We start from the raw sequence: 17,874 nt of genomic DNA on the forward strand, positions 1-17,874 counted from the left end.
CTTATTTTCTAATTAAATTTTTAAGCTTTCGATAAACCTTGCAAAGAAATGATTTGGTTTCCTTTTTATTATGTATAAAGTTGGATGTATTTGATGATTCAGAAACTTGTAGATTTGGAATTACATAGTTTGATCTATCAAGTTTTTGATTGGGGATTTCTGGAACTGATTTTTCTTGACTTGAGTAGGCTGACTTTGCTCTTCTTGTAATTCTACCTTCCTGATATCGTTTGTTTTTTTGACTTGGAAAGTGAAGTACCTTGAAACTCGGATATGAGTTATCAATAAACTTTAGTAATGTTTGTTGGGCTTTCTCTAATTTTTCGTCACTATAAGTAGGGAAATATTTCTCATTTTGATAGCTAAAGCAATCTTTATAATTCACCTCAATTGCTGCTAAGTTTGATTCTCTATAGCCTGATTGTTTTTTTATCTTGGATCTGCTTGAGAAACTGATTTCTATAATAAGGCTATCTGTACCAATATCATTAATAAACCAACTTGGAGAACTTATTTTACCTTGTAGATCAGCATAAAAGTAATTGCTCCCTGATTGAATCTTTACTTCTTGCTCTAAATGTTCAAAACGTAATCTGAAGCGTTTTCCTTTGTAATAGACATTTAACACGTTTGAATCACTGATGTAATCCTGAGCCATTTGATGACAAAATCCTTTTCCTCCACTCCTCAAATGTACTGGGACTGATGAATCTTTAAAACTAAAATGAATTACTTTCTCTGTATTCGTAATTGCTTTCATTTTGTAGTAGGGAGGGTTACAATAGTAGAAGGTTCTACCAGTCCATTGATCAGGATCTTTCAGTTGTAGAGATCGAATCTCCCAAATGTACTTCTCAATTGAATCAAATTTGGGTGCTAACTTACATTTGTATTTGGTTGCCATAGATTAAATTAATCTCTCTGAAAGCTGATTTATTAGCCAGTCAAAGGCTTGATCTTGATTATACTTTAAGTTAGGATTTAGAAGGCCTTCCATGTCACCTAGAAATAAAGGTGACTTTGTCTTTTCCTCCATGTTAAGCAAGAATTCTTTTTGCGTTGGTGGTTTTCCAACTACAAACTTCATGTATTCTTTATAACAATGTATGATTCTGTCATAATCAAGTTTTGCATGTTGGTCTGCATAGTATAGGTCGAATAAATCTCTTCCTTTTTTGCGTTGGTAAAGCGCTCGAAGTTTTGTTCCCAAGAGTTCATCTAAGTGGTAGGTATTGATATTGCACTCACCGGTAAACCATTCGCTATTTACAGAGAAAGGAAATGAATTCCATCCTAGTAAATTGAAATGCTCACGGCAATTGATTTCAATCTTAAGTCTTAATCGGATATCTGGTGAATATTCCGAATCGAATCGATACAGAATGGTATTGTTGTTTGCTTTTTGCTTTATAACTCTTTCCTCTTCAAAAAAGGTTATGACTTCCCCTATTCTTTTTAATATAGGTTTTATTGGTCCTTCTTTGATTTGTACCAGGTCAATATCTTCTGAATATCGTGGAGCTGGATTCAAGTATAGTTTATGTAATGCTGTACCTCCACGGAATGCTAAATTTTCATTAAGGAATTCATCTGAGAAGAGTGCAACCAGAGCCCTAGAAATGATCAGGTCTTGTTCAACTTGTTCGTTGGTAGTCCATGGGGCTTCATCTTTCCATTTTGCTATGTATGGTTTTGAAATCATTTATGAATCTATGTTTTAGGTAGTTTTATAAATCGCTTTCTAGTTCTATGTTTCTATCAACTTTCCAAGGATTATTCGCTTTACCAGGTTTATTTTTGTTTTCTGGACTCAATAATATTGGATACAATGGCTTAGTTTTTAAGAATTCTTCTATGGGCTTAATTAGGTATAATTCCGTTTGAATTTCCTCAAATATAAAACCCAATCTTTGAATTGTACTGGTATGCGGATACCATTGTAATAGATTTATTAAATCTTCTGCTGTTATGGCTTCAGTAAGCTCTTCCAGGATAGTAATTATTCTGTTTAAGCCTCCCATTTTTGATTGATAGTGTATTAAATCAATGGCAGTTAAAGCTGGTGAAGAGATATTAAACAAACCAGCATCTGATTTTCTTTTTATAATATTATTTTTTGGCCAATTACTAGTGGCGGATATGTTGAGGTAATTATTGCCCTTTTTAATATCTCTTACATTCGGGATTTGTGTCATCAGGTAATTTTGCTGTACTTGTTGGTGACTTGCTCCATGAAAAGATGCTGCAGAGTAAAATGCTAAGTAGTATGGTTTATTTAGATATTTAAATAATTTCTGTACATAGAGCTCTATCGGTAGTCTTCCGTATTGTTTGTAGCGTGGAGGAATAATAATATAGAATCCCTGCCTTAATGATATAATCTCTTTCTTTTTTGTTAAGCGAGATAATTCGTTTCTTAAGGCTGAGTCCGATTTATTTAACTGGGTTTTTAATTCATCCCAAGTGAAAGCATACTGCTCATAGGCTAAGCACTGATCTATATAGTCATAAATCTTTTTCATTTTAGTAAATTTATGCAAAAAGTATTGAAAAGTGATAAATAATGCATAAAAATACTATTTTAAATCTTAGATTAAGATGCTGAGGTGATTTAGTTTCTTGTAACAATAGCAAGACCATCTTCGAAAACAATTTCTCTACCGTAAACAGGAAGGGTACAAATATACGCTTGCCTTTTGGAGCTGGCTAGCCGAACGCGTTTTGCTTCGCAACACGCTCGATTGGGTGAAAGTCTGGAATGATTTTGCAGGATCACCACTTTTATCTTTGATTAAATAAATGGCATTGCCAACCTTTGGGAGATACTCTAGTTCTTCGACTGATTCAATGACATACTTATTTATAGGTGTAGTCTTTAGGGCTTTTTCACATTTAGCAATTAGGTTTTTTATATAAATATGTTCCATATGTATAATTAGGCTAATTGAGTTGTAAAAAAAAAGCGCTGGATCCCCACCCAGCGCTTATATTTCAACCAAAACCTTACAAAGTCATTGACTTGTATAAGATGATGTAAATGTAGTGATACCGTTATATATTTACAAGTATTGATGGGTTATATTATCTTTGTAAGTTGAAGATCTAAAATTAGAGTAGTTTGATTAACAGGAATTTACCTTTAAAGGATAGTAAGACTTTATACTTAAAGATAGCTCTATCCTTTGTATTATCCATTGTTAGCTTTTCGCTGATGCATGCGCAAGAGTATCTTCCAGCAACTTCAAGTGGGCAGGTGGTGCATCATGCCCATTATAGTTTGAGTTATTCGGAAGCTCATGAGCAGGCGGAATGGGTCTATTACGAATTAACGGCTGCAGAAGCTCGAAATAATAGTTATGGTCGTTCTGATAATTTCAGGGAAGATTATAATGTAAAAACAGGATCTGCTTCTTTAGCTGATTACAAAGGAAGCGGATATGATAGAGGGCATCTGGCACCTGCCGGGGATATGGGATTTAGTAGTGCTGCCATGTCTGAGAGTTTTTATATGAGTAATATGAGTCCACAAGATCCTTCTTTTAATAGGGGAATATGGAGACAGTTAGAAAGTTTAGTAAGGTCATGGTCAACTGAGAAAGCTGAATTATTTATTGCTACAGGCCCAGTATTGGAAAATGGACTTTCGAGTATAGGATATAATGAAGTAAGTATTCCTAAGTACTACTATAAAGTGCTGCTTGATTATGATAAGCGTAACGGATCGTATGAAGCTATCGGTTTCTTGTTACCCAACCGAAAAGGCCATGGAGATTTAGCGGATTATGTGGTTTTTATTGATCAAATTGAAAAACTTACGGGTTTTGATTTTTATTCTCAGTTAGCTGATAGTATTGAAAATAATATAGAGGCAAGATATGACCCTAATTATTGGAACTGGAAAGCCAGTAAGGTAAAGACTTATGGCAATTCAAATACTTCCACTGCTATTCAATGCAAAGGAAATACTCAAAAAGGTGCTCGATGTCGGAATAGGACTAAGAATGAAATTGGCTTTTGTTATTTGCATGAAAGTCAAGCCGATGGTGTAAGTACTGAACCTGCTACAAGAGCTACTTCAGTTCGATGTTCGGCTACTACTAATGCTGGTACAAGATGTAAGCGAAAAACTAAATCTGCTAATGGTAAGTGTTGGCAGCATGGGGATGATGGATGAGACAAAGAAATTAGGAACAAGCTGGTGATTGAGTTTGCAGCAACTCGTAAAAGTAGCCTAAGCTTATCTGGATGAACCATTATGCTCAGCAAAGTGCTTGATTGCAGTATCTAATCTTTTAACACCAAGTTTCGTTACTTAATTAAGATATTTATTTCAAAGCACTAACAATATAATAGAATTTAATTACCTTTGAATATCATGTCTAAAATAAGCTAACTGTTATGGACTTAGACAAAATAAGCAAACTTATAGGTATAATTGTAATCATTGCGATTGCGAAGTATATATGGAATCTTATTTTCAAAAAGACTAATACTTCAATCATCTCAGATCATGGCTTGGAAATTTTGGAGGATCCAGATAAGAAAAAGCAACTACGAAAAGCAGTGGATGAATACCACGAAACTGGTGATTGGAACGAAACTCAGCTGAAAAGTATTGTTTAAATTAAATGAATCTCACTTTTGGATTCATAGCATTTTTTATAATAATTGTAATACCTGGTCTCATATACCGTAGGTTTTATTATTATGGTGAGTTCTCAAAACAATTCCACACTAAAGAACCAATATTAAATACTATTTTTCTTAGCAGTATACCTGGAGTTTGTATACAATTATTAGGTTTTTATCTTTTGAATAAAATTGCATACTTCGAAACTAACAATATAGATGTCCTAAATATATTTCGGGACTTTGCTTTTTTAAAAGATAGTGATTTAGGCGGAGACACTGAAAAATTCGTCCAATCTGGCTTAGGCAAGTTTATCCTTTATTCAGTTGTCATTTTTATTTCTTCAGCTGTATTAGGCATCTTCAGTTCAAAGCTATTGAGAGCTTTTAATTTAGATAGAAAGTACAAAATCTTTAGATTCAGAAATCAATGGTATTATATATTTAGTGGTGCAGTTCTGAAATTCCAGAAATTTGAATCTGCTCGTGGTCTCCACTATAACAATCTTCCTGAAAATCAGGAAATATTAATGACTTTTGCGGATATAATGGTTAATAACCAACAGGGTGTAAGGGAACTTTATACTGGCTATGTGGTGGATTACGACCTTAAACAGAATGATATTTCAAAGCTGGACAAAATATATTTGTTAGACGCCTACAGATATAAGAAAGGATCAAATTCATCAAACTATTATAGTTCTAGTAATTATATCATCACACAAACCAATTATCACAATAATATCAATTTAAATAGTTCAGAAATCAAATCTGGAACAAGGGAACGAGTTGGTATACCTGGAGATATGTTAGTTATAGAAGGTGAAAATGTTGTTAATATAAACCTGACCTACATACCTTCAAAAGCTATCGAAGATGATAAGGAAGCTAGAAAACAAAAGAAATTTAAAATGGCATATTTAGCGCTAGCTGTTATTAATATTCTTTTTGTAGTTCTTCATGCCATTGGTGAATTTATTGACTTTGAAAAAACAAGTTGGCTCTACGAGTATTATGATACCAATTTATGGGGGAAAATATTTGTGATATTTTTCTCAAATCAAATATTGCTTCCGTTTTTTCCAATCAAAAATGAGAAAAAGAAGTATACTTTTGATTGGAAAGTTGCCATTCTTCGATTCGTTATCCTAATACTGATGTCCATTCCATTTGTTATATTTATAAACAAGGGCTATATAAAACTAAACTTTTGGTGAAAATACTAGCAAATAGGTAAGTTCAGTAAATGACCTGAATAAAATTTCATATTACTTAAATTAAGCGCTGACTCCTCGGTTGATCTAGGTTAGCTAAATGGTACTTACTTTTGGTAATAAGCAGCTAAAAGATGAAATCTTTCAGTCATTCTAAAAATTATTTATGATCTGTCTCTTAGCACTTCTTGCTAAACTAACTGCACCACTCAGGTAGCTTATGACTTGATTTACTCCCACATGAAATAACTGCTTGGCTGTCGCTTCTTTTGGTGGGTTGGCGACATATACTAATTTATGCCATTTCAATGATTGGCACAGTTTTACAATATCATCTCTCTCGAAATTTGCATACAATTGATGAGCAAAAGCGTTTCTTATTTTTCTAACCAAATGTAAATCATCCTTAATTGCCTTTTCGATTAGCCCTAAGGAATAACACATTGAAATTTTACCACTGAAAGTACTAAGCGGACCATTAATGCTAAATAGTTTTTCAACTTCCTTGTCTTTCTCGGGTAAAAAAGCTCTTAGAATGTGTTCAAGTGCCATTTCCAAAAAGGAAGACGCTAAAAGGGCGATACTATGGTCTTCTGTAGATTCTTTATTAAAGAATTCATTGAAAGCAAATGAGGCAGTTTCAAAATCAAAATAGCGAAGCACTTCCTCTTGTTCCATCTGTCGTATTTTATCTCTTCCCATAACCCTCCTATTTTTCAGCGGCTATGTTGCGCTCGTTTTCGTTGATACATATATTTACTTTTTTGATAATTACCCAGCCATTCAGGAGTATGTGTAGAAGCTCATCACGTAGTAGGGAGAATTTTTCTATTACAGGAAAGCATTTGGAAACTTGAGGTAGGTTAAGCGTTTTTGTATTCATTTTGGATTGCATTCTTAAAGTAGGTTTTGTTTATTTTATATTTTACCTCCAACCCCTTTAAATTTCTCAACAAAAGAGGCGATTTTTTGAAATACACTTTGCTTTTTTGTTAGGTACTGAGGATTTAAAGGACTCATTTTCGGCAGAAGTGAGTTGAGTTCAGTTCCATTTTCGCTTGCATATTCTCTTTTTAAAGAGTTTGTTATATATCGTTTTGCTGCCTCCTCATTTAGATTCTCATTGGTTATTAATTCAGATGCTTCTGACTTTTGCCTTCTTTGTGCATAAGTGAAAAATGCATCTATAATACTCGCTTTGTCTTGAATGATGTCAAGGTCTGTTTCATTAATGAAATCAACAACTAAACTCTCTTTAGCTCTACTACCAATACTTGCACGAATAACTCTTCTGATTTCCTCTATTAATGAATCTTTATCTTTATTTTTTTTGTTGTGCTCAAAAATTAATTCAAGGATGTAGTCAAGGTTTATTTCTTGTGACTTCAGTAAGTCAATTTCAAAAACTACATCATCCCAATCAATATCTGATTCTTCTGATTCTTTGCCACTTTTCTCTTTCCTTAGCCAATCTCGAATATCATTGTAAGTAGATCTATAATCCTGAATTAATCGTTCAGGTGGTAAGTCAATCTCTTGCATAGTTGCAATATCTTCATCTGTGATAAAGTGAGTTTCTTTAAACTCTTCTACAGCCTCTGGATCGTTACTATCAATTGTTTGAAGCTCTTTGAGATTAGCAAATTCATCATAATTTTGGAGTATGTTTTCAACTCGTAGGTACTCACCAAATAGCTTCGAAAATTCTTTTTTGTCTTTTTCTGTAGCAATCTCATCAGGGTTAGGAAACTTTTCGTTTAGTTCCTTCACTACTTCTACGTAGCCTCTTCGAGCTTCGCCTGTTGCAATGTCTGTGAAGCCTTCTAAATATTCCTTATAACTTTTCTCTAGGACCACATTTTTGGTGCTACTATCACCAAATAAGGTGATGGCATCAACTGTAGCTTTTTCTAAATCACGGAAGGTAATTATGTTGCCAAATGTTTTTGTAGCGTCATAAATACGATTGGTTCTTGAGAATGCTTGCATTAGACCATGGTAACGAAGGTTTTTATCTACAAAAAGTGTGTTTAGGGTTGGAGCATCAAATCCAGTCAGGAACATTCCTACTACAATGATTAAATCAACTTCCTTATTTTTCACTCTTTTGGCGAGGTCACGATAGTAATTTTGGAATTCTTTGCTTTCAACACCATAACTGGTTTTAAACATGTTATTATAGTCATTGATAGCTTTGGTCAAAAACTCTTTTGCGCTTTGATCCATGGCTGATGGCTCAAAGGTTTCATCCAGTATCTCTCCTTTTGCACTTTGTTCTTCATTTGCTGCGTATGAAAATATGGTGGCTATTTTTAAAGGTTTATCACTGTCTTTTTGCAAGTGATTTATTTCTTCATAATAACATTTCGCAGCATCTACACTATTAACGGCAAACATGGCGTTGAAGCCATTATTACCACCCCGAGTTCTATGCGTTTTTTGTCTAAAATTATTAAGGATATATTGTGAAATCTCTTTTATTCTAACAGGGTGAAGAAGGGCTCTCTTGTTTTCTGCGGCACTTAATTTTTTCTCATCAATTTCTGTTTCAATTCCTTTAAACTGCGGGCGAACATCATTGTAGTCTACTTTGAATTTAAGAACTTTTTCATCTCTAATAGCATCAGTAATGACATAGGAATGTAATTCCGTACCAAATACGCTTGCTGTAGTTTCTGCACCTAATGCATTATCAGGGAAAATTGGAGTACCTGTGAAACCAAATTGATAATACTTTTTGAATTTCTTTTTTATGTTCTTCTGAGCTTCGCCAAATTGAGAACGGTGAGCTTCATCAAAGATAAAAATGACCTGTTTTTGATAAAGAGGTAAATCATTTTCGCTTTTAATCAGATTATTCAGTTTCTGAATGGTAGTGACTATAATCTTATTATCATCTTTGTCAATATTTCGTTTTAATCCTGCTGTACTATCTGAACCATTGACACTATCAGGTGAGAATCTTTGGTATTCTTTCATAGTTTGAAAATCCAGATCCTTCCTGTCTACCACAAAAAATACTTTATCAATGAATTCAAGACCAGTGGACAGTCTTGCTGCTTTAAAACTCGTAAGGGTTTTTCCAGAACCAGTTGTATGCCATATAAAGCCTCCACTTTCATTTGTAGACCATTTCTTAGTTTGATACGAACTTTTTATTTTCCATAAGATTCTTTCAGTAGCTGCAATTTGATAAGGTCTCATGATCAGAAGTGTATCACTTACATCAAACACAGAATAATTGAGCAATACATTAAGGAGGGTACGCTTTTCAAAAAATGTAAAGGTAAAATCCTTAAGGTCCTTAATCAAGGAATTATCAGCTTTTGCCCAGTTCATGGTAAAGTCAAAACTGTTTTTATCTCTTTTTACTGTGTTTGCAAAGTATCGGCTATCGGTTCCATTGGATATTACGAATAACTGTAAGTATTTGAAAAGTGAGTTTTCGCTATTGAAGCTTTCTTTGCTATAGCGGTGTACTTGGTTAAACGCCTCACGGATAGCTACTCCACGCTTTTTTAATTCTACTTGTACCAAGGGCAAACCATTGACTAAAATAGTTACATCATAGCGATTGGAGTGAGTTCCTTTCTGCTCGAATTGCGAGATAACCTGAGCTTTGTTACTAGCAACATTTTTTTTATCCAATAAGTAAATGTTTTGGATATGTCCATCATCAAATACAAAATCATATATATAGTTATCGTGTATTTTTCTAGTCTTATCTACGATATTATCTCCAGGATTATCCAAATACTCTTCTACAAAACGAGCCCACTCGAGATCATTAAATTCCATGTCATTCAGCGCTTGCAGTTGCACTCTTACATTTGCCAACATGGCTTCAAGGGTATTTAGGTTCGTAGGGTTTTCATATCCTTGATTTACTAAGTCTTGGATAAACTCTTTTTCAAGTGCTGATTCTGTTTGATAACTTACTGGTGCCTCATGTACATCCCTATACTGCGTGTATTTATCGAGTACAATGAAATTATTTGATTCGGCTATGGTTTTATACTGTGACATTCTCTTGATTTTCAACTTCCATAATTGTTGGTTTAAAGCGGTATAACTTTATGATTATTTCTCTGACCAAGAAACTCAATACTCTTTTGTCATTATCTTCCAGTATTGATACCTCCGCTCCGTGGTGTTTTGAATGGCTCGACAGATTGATAATGCGATTATAGTATGATTCACGAGCATCTTTTGGTAGGAGATCCTCCCATTTATTGAAGCCAAGGAAAGTAGAGGCCTTCTCGAAAATGTTTCTGAGAAAATTAAAATGGTATTTCTGAATTTCGCCCGATTCAATTGCTTTTTCAAGTTCTGCTAACAGAAACAAGTGATAAGAAAATGGCGAATCTTTTGGTTGATCAATAAGTTCAAAAGTGCCATCAATTAATTTTTCTAAACGCCATTTTCTAGTTCTACTTACTCTATTAAATTCATTAAAGATTACATTGTAAAATAGTGGGTTGTGTGTGGTAATAATGAATTTTAATTCAGATGTACTGGATTTAATCAACTTAGCAATGTCAACGGCTAATTCAATTAAATGTGTATCATCTAATGAACTGACAGGGTCGTCAATGAAAACATACTGCAAATCATTAAATTGATTCGTTTCACGTTCAGCTAGATCAGCTACGTTTAAAACACTAATGGTTTGCTCCAATAAACTGTAAAAAACACTCCAGACAAAACAGCTTTCTTCTCCTTTAGAAATTTTCACATCTTTTGAACCAGATTCATCACCCGTTTCAAATGAGAAATACACCTCTGAATAAGGAGGAATAACTACATCCTTATTGTCCTTATCCTTGATGGTATACTGTTCATTAAAGCGGGGTGTTAGCTTATCATTGGTATAGCGTTGAAAATGGCTTGTGATATTAGATTCTTGGCCTTGTTCGAGAAGAATCCATTTGGTATAACTATTTGTTTGAATCTTTAGCTTTCTATCGGTATCATATTCCAAATCGTTGTCCCAATAGAATAAATCTTCAGTAAATGCATTATAGTACAGTATTTTAACGCCTGATTCATCTTCTTCATCGGGATTTTTTGGTGCAATTAATTCTTTAAACTCACGAGATAACCGTGTTTTTCCAGAACCATTAAATGCATAAATCAGTTGCATTTTTTTATCTGCGTCTATTAGTTTTTGCGCTATTTCTGATAAAGTTTGTCCCATACTATTCTTCTATATTATCCTTTGGAAATGTTAGTAACAGATTTCGGTAGTATTCATACTGCTGTTGTCTAAGCTCTATCTCTTTTGGGAGATCTTGGCTTATTGAGGTAGTGAGCACGTCAAATTTGTCGAGAATTGAAACAATTCGTTCTTGTGCATCTTTCGAAGGGACTGGGATAACGACTTTACTTAAGCCTTTTGAGTGGATTGCAGAAATTTTACCTGAAGAAATATGTTTTCTTATTTGGTCGTGATACTGTCTTGTGCGAGTAAAATAAGCTACATATTTTGGGTGCAAAGGACTTCTATATGAAAAACAAGCATCATGAATAACAACGCCTTCATCTCCTAACCAAGCCGTCCCTTTTCCTAAGTCCTCAATCGTCTCTCCAGCAGCAACAATAACAACATCTCCTTTTTCTGCTACTCTAAGTTTTTTTTTCGCAACGAGCTCGTCACTTACAAAGGATTTAGTTTTATCTGCCCAAGTTCCATAGTGCGTGTACATTTCACCATAATGAATTGTAGGTACTCCTTCAGAGATTAAATCGGTTCTTACAAAACGTTTGCCTCTTTGAAACTCTCCAATTTCATTTAGCGATATCCAATCCGCTTCGCCTTCTTCAAAACAGAACAATTGCTCACGATAATAACTATACTGTTGCTTACGAGCTGCAAGCTCTGTTGTAAGCTCTGTTGTAAGCTCTGATGTAAGCTCTGCAAATGAATCTAGAATAAGAACGATTTTTTTTTGAATTTCTAACGAAGGAATTGGAATATTAAGAATTGCCAAGTCTTTGGGATATACGTGTGGTACACCCACTCCCTTCTTCAAATTGTGTATCCAATATTGATGATTAAGTAAGAAGTGGTAAACATACCTGGTATGCAGAATTGATAGATCCGGTTTTACAGAAAAAGCATCAGAAACAAAAATGGGTGTATTCCAATAGCTAATATAACCGGCATAAGCACCACTTCCTGCAACAGTAATAGTCTCACCATCCCTATTGTAATCCCCATTATAATAAGCTGGTTTTTGCCCCCCACTAATTACTGGGATATTACCCTCAGTCTTGGTTTTTCGAGTAATCGTTTTTCCTCGTTTAAGCTCGGCTACTTCACCAAGAGGATGCCAGTCAAATTCGGCATTTTCTAGTATCTTTTCCAAATAACTCATGCCTCAATCTCTTTAATTATATCATCAATTTTAGCACGTAATTTCTCGATTTTCTTTACCTTTAACGAGACTTCAGTATTCAATTCTTCTATATCAATCTTTTTGCGAGTATCTTCAGGCTCTACATAAGAACTGACAGAAAGGTTATAATCGTTTTTGGTAATTTTACTATTATCGATAGATGTTGCTACGTGTGCTACTTCCTCTTTAGTATCAAACAATTTCATGACTTTTTCAATATGTGCATCAGTCATCAAATTGTTATTGGTCACTTTTTTAAAGAAATCCTCTCCACTTGCGTCAATAAATTGAGTTTTGGTATCTTTTTTGTTTTTTGAAAGTACCAAAAGGTTTACTGCTATAGATGTGCCATAAAAAAGGTTAGGAGCCAATGAGATAATACTTTCCACAAAGTTATTATCTATTAAATACTTTCTAATCTTCTGCTCGGCACCTCCTCTATAGAAGATACCTGGAAAACAGACCAATGCGGCTCTTCCTTTACTGGATAAGTAACTCAATGCATGCAATACAAAGGCAAAATCTGCTTTAGATTTGGGAGCAAGTACTCCAGCTGGAGCAAAGCGGTCATCATTGATCATAGTCGGGTCCTCGTCACCAATCCATTTGACCGAATAAGGAGGATTAGAAACAATGGCATCAAAAGGTTTTTCGTCACCTAGCTGTGGGTTTGTCAGTGTATTCCCTAATACAATATTGAACTTGTCGTAATTGATGTTATGAAGGAACATATTCATACGAGCCAGATTGTAGGTGGTATGGTTTACTTCTTGCCCAAAGAAACCTTCTTCAATAATATGGTTATCAAAATGCTTTTTCGCTTGTAATAGAAGTGAACCAGAACCTGCTGCCGGATCATAAATTTTGTTAATGGTAGTCTGCTTATGCATTGCTAATTGCGCAATTAGCTTAGATACATGTTGTGGCGTAAAATACTCACCTCCTGATTTCCCTGCATTTGCAGCATATTTAGAAATGAGAAATTCGTAGGCATCACCAAAAAGGTCAATTTGGTTCTCCTCAAAATCACCAAAGTTCAATTCAGCAACTCCTTTTATTACTGCTGCTAATCTGCTATTTTTATTTTCAACCGTATTACCAAGTCTTGTACTCGTTGTATCAAAATCAGCAAATAGTCCTTTTATATCTTTCTCAGATGGATAACCATTTGCTGAACTCTCAATAGCGTCAAAAATGGCTTTTAGGTCTGTGTTAAGATCCGGATTGGTATTGGCTGTTTTTGCTACATTGACAAATAGCTCACTGGGATATATGAAGTAGCCTTTAGTTTTGATAGCATCGTCCTTTATTTCGGGTGTGATTACATCATTTGATAAGCTGGCATAGTTTACACTGTCATCACCGCCTTCAATGTAATTGGTGAAATTTTCACTTATAAAGCGATAGAAAAGTGTTCCCAACACAAACTGTTTAAAATCCCATCCATCTACTGAGCCGCGCACATCATTAGCTATTCTCCATATTTTAGCTTGTAATTCAGCTCTTTGGTTTGTACTTGTCATTATATTTTTAATGATTAAATCGTAATTAAGAATGCTAATATAATTCAAATACATCTTTTTAGAGAATGAATGGGAATTAATACCATCAATGCTTGAAGATTAACTTGCAAAATGATTTTACTTTCTAGTAAGATTTATTAGTCATCCTTCCTGTGTTCATGAGGTTATAAGGAAGGAGTGTTTTCTGGAGTTTCTTTATTATCTCTTTGACATCTTTACGCTTTTCCTGTTGATTTTGCTGTTCTTTTAGATCCAGGTTTGATTCCGATAATTAATGTAATTTGATAAAGTATGATGGAAATTAACTGTTTTTGTATATTAATACAAATTGTTATGTTTGCTTTTTGCTTAGTTCTAAATCAAAACCTTAAATATGAAATCTAGAATAATCTTTCTTTTCTTCATTTTATTTATTTATTCATGTAGTCCTGGACCGAAATCATTTACCAATTATGATGAAAGTGCAGAGCTTAGGAATCGATTGGCTTATATCAATAGCTTGCCATCAACCTTAAAACGAGATTCAATATTTGAAGCTTTAGAAAAAGCGGAAAAATCAATACCAGAAGACATTTGTTCTGAAGGCTTGATTATTAAATCATATGATCTCCAAGGTTATTTGGATTACCTGGAGGTTAAAATTCATTTAACTGTTGATTCTAGTCGTTATCTAAAAATGAAACAAAACAATGAATTAATTACCACAAGTAATGATTTAACCTTTATTCATAGAGATTCAAAACGGGTCGTTCGCTTTATGCCTGAAATTAAAGAGAAGCGCGTTGAGCCATATGGCTACCTAAGTTTAAATCATAAAAAATTCGAGAGAAAATTTGAAGGTAATTATGTAAGTAGTGAGGATTACTCTGAGTTGTCTAAAGATGATTATAAATATGTGCTTTTTTCAATTCACAAACTAGAGGATCATGATGATAAGATGGCGTTACGAAAAGATGAAATAATTACTGGTTGGTTTGCTCGCAGAGGTTTTTACATTTATGATAGAGTAAATGATGAATATTTTAATCTTTTTTATGATTTGAAGGATCTGTATCAAACCTGTGAAAGTTAAATAATTATTTTATAAACCTCTTTTCTTTTACTAGTAAGATTTGAAGCATAATTATTCTCCCTTTTGTGAAAAGGACTAAAGCAGGTTAAGAGAATTTAAGCTAAGAATCTTTAACAAAATTTTGATGATGAATTTTAAGCTGAGGAAGTATCATGATTGTCCTTTTCAGTATCAAGTAAATCAATATAAGTATGTACTAAATCAATTGTTTGAAACCTGTTTTATCAAATGACTAACGTGTCGACCATTTTTATGAATTTCAAGTAGTTGGTCCTCATCAAAGCCAATCTCAACAAGGATACATGTAATGAGCAGTAATTGTAAAATCCCTGTTACGCGCATAAGTTCTGAAATGTTCATTTTGGTGTTTTCCAATCTTCGATCATAATGAGTGTAAAAGTTCCTGTCATTTACTACAGCCGCAATGAAATCATCTCGGTTTCCAATAAGTTTAAGCACTATTTCAGTTGAATAATTGTCTAGGATGTTGTTTAACCGATCTTGTAAGGACGGTTCGAAAGCATATTTGAGTTTATATTTTATCCATTTTTTATCTTTTCCAGTTAATGAGTCAGAAATTCTTTTAACACGAGCTTCATGTTTTTTGATTGTACTTTCTGGAGTTTGATTCAAGTAGCGATGAAATGTTTCTAAAGCCTGAATAATTGCTAAAAAAGAAAAGGAACTAAATTTCTTTTTATTATAAAGATTATTAAAAAGTAAGTATATGACTGGTTGTAATTCATCGCATTTTAAAAACCAGTTTTTCAAAATCGACTCAAATCTAGATTCAATGTTCTTAAAATTGAATAGCATGAATTTATCAATTTTTGATTCAACAGAAGTTTGATCTTTCGCATGAGGGGTAAAGTATACTTCTAAAATTTGGTTCTGTTGATTTTGAACTTGCGTATTTGTCACTTCTATTTTTTTTGGAAACACGTTTTCAGCTGTTGCAAGGGTTAAGAAGTACTGAAATTTGCGTTGATATTCTAGTAATGATTCAAGACTAATTAATTGATTAAATTCAAGTTCAATTACATTTTCTTGTTCTAGCACAATCTTTTTTTGTAGTCGTTGCCTTGATAAGCCAGTTCTGTTAAAATGTATTTTTCCTTCGGTTATATCGTCAATGGAAAATTCTATCGCATCAGTTTGGTTTGTCTTAACTTCAAGTATTCTGTTTGCAAAACTTTCATCAATATCAAATATGCTTTTTCCTATCCATTCTTCGAGCAAATTGAATTGAAAATAAGCACAATCAAAATAAAGTTCATCTATGCTAGAAAAGTGACCATTTTTGATGGTTTCATGAATAGAGTATTTCCTTGTAGGTATTCCTTTACTACTAAAATGACTTTGTACTGTTAAATTGTCGATTAAAGTATAATGGTGTCCTTCGGTAGATACTCCTAATATAATTTCTGGGTCTTCATCATGGCTTGACAAACTTCCAATTGTCTCAAGACTCATTCCTATGCCAACTTCAAATCTGAGAGTACCAGCAACTTTTTTTGTTAAATCGTGCGGCTGAAACCACTGGCCTTTTACTTCAAAATCTGTAAACATTAATTATAGGATTAGGGGTTTTGACAATAAGTTAAAGTAACTTTAATAATTTAGTTAACAAATAAACTACATTTAATCGATTAGATAAAAATAATTGAGGAAGTGTATTAAGCCTATTTGTCCTTTGGACTGAAGGCTATTAAATTATCATTTCTCTCATTCTTGACCTCACTCTATTTCTGTTGAGATTTTTAAGTTAATCGAGATATAAGTTGGTGGTAGCATGATTGATCATTCCTCTTGTAGTAAAAAGGCTATAGCAAGTGAGGAAGATTTCGGCCACGGTGTTAGCTCCATCCTTAGTCCTTCCCCAAAAGGGAAGGAGATTGAGATACTTAAGAGGTTTGATTTGAATTTGTACCAAAGTGCAAGGGTGTATATTTCCAGGAAGAATTTGAGGGGTGTAGCATTTTATTTTTCTGAATTTATTGGTTACTTTCACCATCATTCAATGAATGTCAAATCAAAACCATTTTCAAACTTCGCTAATCAACACAATCAATTGCCACAATTTGAGTTCGGCTCAGCCCTGAATGACGAACTCTATGAGAATTTAAAGAGTGGATCTGGCTTTATGGATAGGATAAAACCTTTGATTGCCCAAGGAGCTGATATTAATGCCCGGAATTTAGATAAGGAAACTATTTTTCAGGCTACTGCAAGCTATTATAGCAAATTAGATTATGATGTAATTCGTTATTTAGTGATTGAAGCCGGAGCAGATATTAATGTGCATGATGATGAGTATGTTACTAGTTTGTATTCCTTGGTTTTAAGTGAAGACCCTGAGCGTTTGAAATTATTTCTGGAATTGGGTGCTAATCCGAATACTATAACACCTGATACTTTCGAGACGGTACTGGATGATATTGAGGATCTACATTACAGTAGTTATGAAGTTTTTGGACAGAAGGAGGAATCTTTTTTGGAAGCTATTGAAATTTTAAAAGCCAATGGCGCCAAGAGTGCTCATGAATTATTTACCACTGAGCCAAAAGAATATATTGCTGTGAATATGTTTTACCTTACCTTTTTGGTTTCTAAATATGGGCAAGTGAAGGTGGCGGATTTGACTACTGCCCCTTCAATATTAAAGGAATTTGACAGGTTGAAAGAGTTAAAGCAACAACATGAGGACATGATTGATGAAAAAATGAAATCATCTTTTTATAAAGAGATTGTAGGGAAACATGTCCGGAAAATTAATGGGATGTTGGAAGGGTTGGATGTTTTGAAGGGGGTGGAGATAGTAAGATAAAATGACAAGTTATGACTTTGGGTCGTGCGAGTAACTTTTTGTAGGAGTATACTTAAAGAAATTGGATTGCATTGCAGTATCTAGATATGATGAGAGTGGATTAGAAATCACTGTACTTTCCACGTATGCACAGCCACTTCTTATAGTGAATTTAAATCATGAGTTGGACTTTTAAATACCCACCAAAATACCCTAATCGATGAAACTCCAT

The 17,874-nt window shown here is 33.9% G+C and carries 14 protein-coding genes; 5 read left to right on the plus strand and 9 right to left on the minus strand.

The features are described from left to right. Window position 1: 1 nt before the first annotated feature. From QYS49_RS18070 to QYS49_RS18080, 3 genes are read right to left on the minus strand one after another with little or no spacing between them, the layout of a single operon-like run. Window positions 2-904 carry a hypothetical protein gene (locus QYS49_RS18070; RefSeq protein ID WP_308349377.1) on the minus strand — a complete coding sequence of 301 codons (903 nt, stop codon included), beginning with the start codon at window positions 902-904 and terminating at the stop codon, window positions 2-4. 3 nt (window positions 905-907) lie between these two features. Continuing rightward, complete coding sequence (locus tag QYS49_RS18075; RefSeq protein ID WP_308349379.1) at window positions 908-1,702, minus strand: nucleotidyl transferase AbiEii/AbiGii toxin family protein; 795 nt, start codon at window positions 1,700-1,702, stop codon at window positions 908-910. Window positions 1,703-1,727: 25 nt separating this feature from the next. Then, entirely contained in the window at window positions 1,728-2,522 is a 795-nt protein-coding gene (locus QYS49_RS18080) for a type IV toxin-antitoxin system AbiEi family antitoxin domain-containing protein (RefSeq protein WP_308349380.1), read from the minus strand. A 596-nt stretch (window positions 2,523-3,118) separates the two neighbouring features. Here QYS49_RS18080 and QYS49_RS18085 point away from each other — a divergent pair. The 3 genes from QYS49_RS18085 (at window position 3,119) to QYS49_RS18095 (ending at window position 5,846) form a co-directional block, all read left to right on the plus strand. Then, on the plus strand, window positions 3,119-4,174 hold the full coding sequence (locus QYS49_RS18085) for a DNA/RNA non-specific endonuclease (protein ID WP_308349381.1): 1,056 nt from the start codon (window positions 3,119-3,121) through the stop codon (window positions 4,172-4,174). Between the two features lie 224 nt (window positions 4,175-4,398). Next, on the plus strand, window positions 4,399-4,623 hold the full coding sequence (locus tag QYS49_RS18090; RefSeq protein WP_308349383.1) for a hypothetical protein: 225 nt from the start codon (window positions 4,399-4,401) through the stop codon (window positions 4,621-4,623). 188 nt (window positions 4,624-4,811) lie between these two features. Further along, complete coding sequence (locus QYS49_RS18095; protein ID WP_308349384.1) at window positions 4,812-5,846, plus strand: hypothetical protein; 1,035 nt, start codon at window positions 4,812-4,814, stop codon at window positions 5,844-5,846. A gap of 150 nt (window positions 5,847-5,996) precedes the next feature. Here the strand turns inward: QYS49_RS18095 and QYS49_RS18100 are convergent, their stop codons facing one another. The 5 genes from QYS49_RS18100 to QYS49_RS18120 form a co-directional block, all read right to left on the minus strand. Further along, complete coding sequence (locus QYS49_RS18100) at window positions 5,997-6,545, minus strand: MltR family transcriptional regulator (RefSeq protein ID WP_308349385.1); 549 nt, start codon at window positions 6,543-6,545, stop codon at window positions 5,997-5,999. Between the two features lie 216 nt (window positions 6,546-6,761). After that, window positions 6,762-9,869 (minus strand): type I restriction endonuclease subunit R, encoded by a 3,108-nt coding sequence (locus QYS49_RS18105; RefSeq protein ID WP_308349386.1) that lies wholly within the window; start codon window positions 9,867-9,869, stop codon window positions 6,762-6,764. Next, complete coding sequence (locus QYS49_RS18110) at window positions 9,856-11,040, minus strand: AAA family ATPase (protein ID WP_308349387.1); 1,185 nt, start codon at window positions 11,038-11,040, stop codon at window positions 9,856-9,858. The genes QYS49_RS18105 and QYS49_RS18110 overlap by 14 nt, the downstream gene beginning before the upstream one ends. Window position 11,041: 1 nt before the next feature. Then, window positions 11,042-12,220: a restriction endonuclease subunit S gene (locus QYS49_RS18115; protein ID WP_308349388.1), complete on the minus strand. Its 1,179-nt coding sequence runs from the start codon at window positions 12,218-12,220 to the stop codon at window positions 11,042-11,044. After that, window positions 12,217-13,764 (minus strand): type I restriction-modification system subunit M, encoded by a 1,548-nt coding sequence (locus tag QYS49_RS18120; RefSeq protein WP_308349389.1) that lies wholly within the window; start codon window positions 13,762-13,764, stop codon window positions 12,217-12,219. The genes QYS49_RS18115 and QYS49_RS18120 overlap by 4 nt, the downstream gene beginning before the upstream one ends. 373 nt (window positions 13,765-14,137) lie before the next feature. On the opposite strand from QYS49_RS18120, the gene QYS49_RS18125 reads away from it, so the two are divergent. Beyond that, window positions 14,138-14,836: a hypothetical protein gene (locus QYS49_RS18125; protein WP_308349390.1), complete on the plus strand. Its 699-nt coding sequence runs from the start codon at window positions 14,138-14,140 to the stop codon at window positions 14,834-14,836. A gap of 201 nt (window positions 14,837-15,037) precedes the next feature. Here the strand turns inward: QYS49_RS18125 and QYS49_RS18130 are convergent, their stop codons facing one another. Then, window positions 15,038-16,405, minus strand: a complete 1,368-nt coding sequence (locus QYS49_RS18130) for an ApeA N-terminal domain 1-containing protein (protein WP_308349391.1) — start codon at window positions 16,403-16,405, stop codon at window positions 15,038-15,040. A gap of 223 nt (window positions 16,406-16,628) precedes the next feature. On the opposite strand from QYS49_RS18130, the gene QYS49_RS18135 reads away from it, so the two are divergent. Next, window positions 16,629-17,663 carry an ankyrin repeat domain-containing protein gene (locus tag QYS49_RS18135; protein ID WP_308349392.1) on the plus strand — a complete coding sequence of 345 codons (1,035 nt, stop codon included), beginning with the start codon at window positions 16,629-16,631 and terminating at the stop codon, window positions 17,661-17,663. Window positions 17,664-17,874: the final 211 nt, after the last annotated feature.

Source organism: Marivirga salinae (assembly GCF_030503855.1).
GTDB lineage: Bacteria > Bacteroidota > Bacteroidia > Cytophagales > Cyclobacteriaceae > Marivirga > Marivirga salinarum.

What these genes read in the sequence shown, in the direction of transcription:
- QYS49_RS18070 (WP_308349377.1), bottom strand. Translation starts at nt 904, where the DNA reads ATGGCAACCAAATACAAATGTAAGTTAGCACCCAAATTTGATTCAATT.
- QYS49_RS18075 (WP_308349379.1), bottom strand. Translation starts at nt 1,702, where the DNA reads ATGATTTCAAAACCATACATAGCAAAATGGAAAGATGAAGCCCCATGG.
- QYS49_RS18080 (WP_308349380.1), bottom strand. Translation starts at nt 2,522, where the DNA reads ATGAAAAAGATTTATGACTATATAGATCAGTGCTTAGCCTATGAGCAG.
- QYS49_RS18090 (WP_308349383.1), top strand. Translation starts at nt 4,399, where the DNA reads ATGGACTTAGACAAAATAAGCAAACTTATAGGTATAATTGTAATCATT.
- QYS49_RS18100 (WP_308349385.1), bottom strand. Translation starts at nt 6,545, where the DNA reads ATGGGAAGAGATAAAATACGACAGATGGAACAAGAGGAAGTGCTTCGC.
- QYS49_RS18105 (WP_308349386.1), bottom strand. Translation starts at nt 9,869, where the DNA reads ATGTCACAGTATAAAACCATAGCCGAATCAAATAATTTCATTGTACTC.
- QYS49_RS18110 (WP_308349387.1), bottom strand. Translation starts at nt 11,040, where the DNA reads ATGGGACAAACTTTATCAGAAATAGCGCAAAAACTAATAGACGCAGAT.
- QYS49_RS18115 (WP_308349388.1), bottom strand. Translation starts at nt 12,220, where the DNA reads ATGAGTTATTTGGAAAAGATACTAGAAAATGCCGAATTTGACTGGCAT.
- QYS49_RS18120 (WP_308349389.1), bottom strand. Translation starts at nt 13,764, where the DNA reads ATGACAAGTACAAACCAAAGAGCTGAATTACAAGCTAAAATATGGAGA.
- QYS49_RS18125 (WP_308349390.1), top strand. Translation starts at nt 14,138, where the DNA reads ATGAAATCTAGAATAATCTTTCTTTTCTTCATTTTATTTATTTATTCA.
- QYS49_RS18130 (WP_308349391.1), bottom strand. Translation starts at nt 16,405, where the DNA reads ATGTTTACAGATTTTGAAGTAAAAGGCCAGTGGTTTCAGCCGCACGAT.
- QYS49_RS18135 (WP_308349392.1), top strand. Translation starts at nt 16,629, where the DNA reads ATGATTGATCATTCCTCTTGTAGTAAAAAGGCTATAGCAAGTGAGGAA.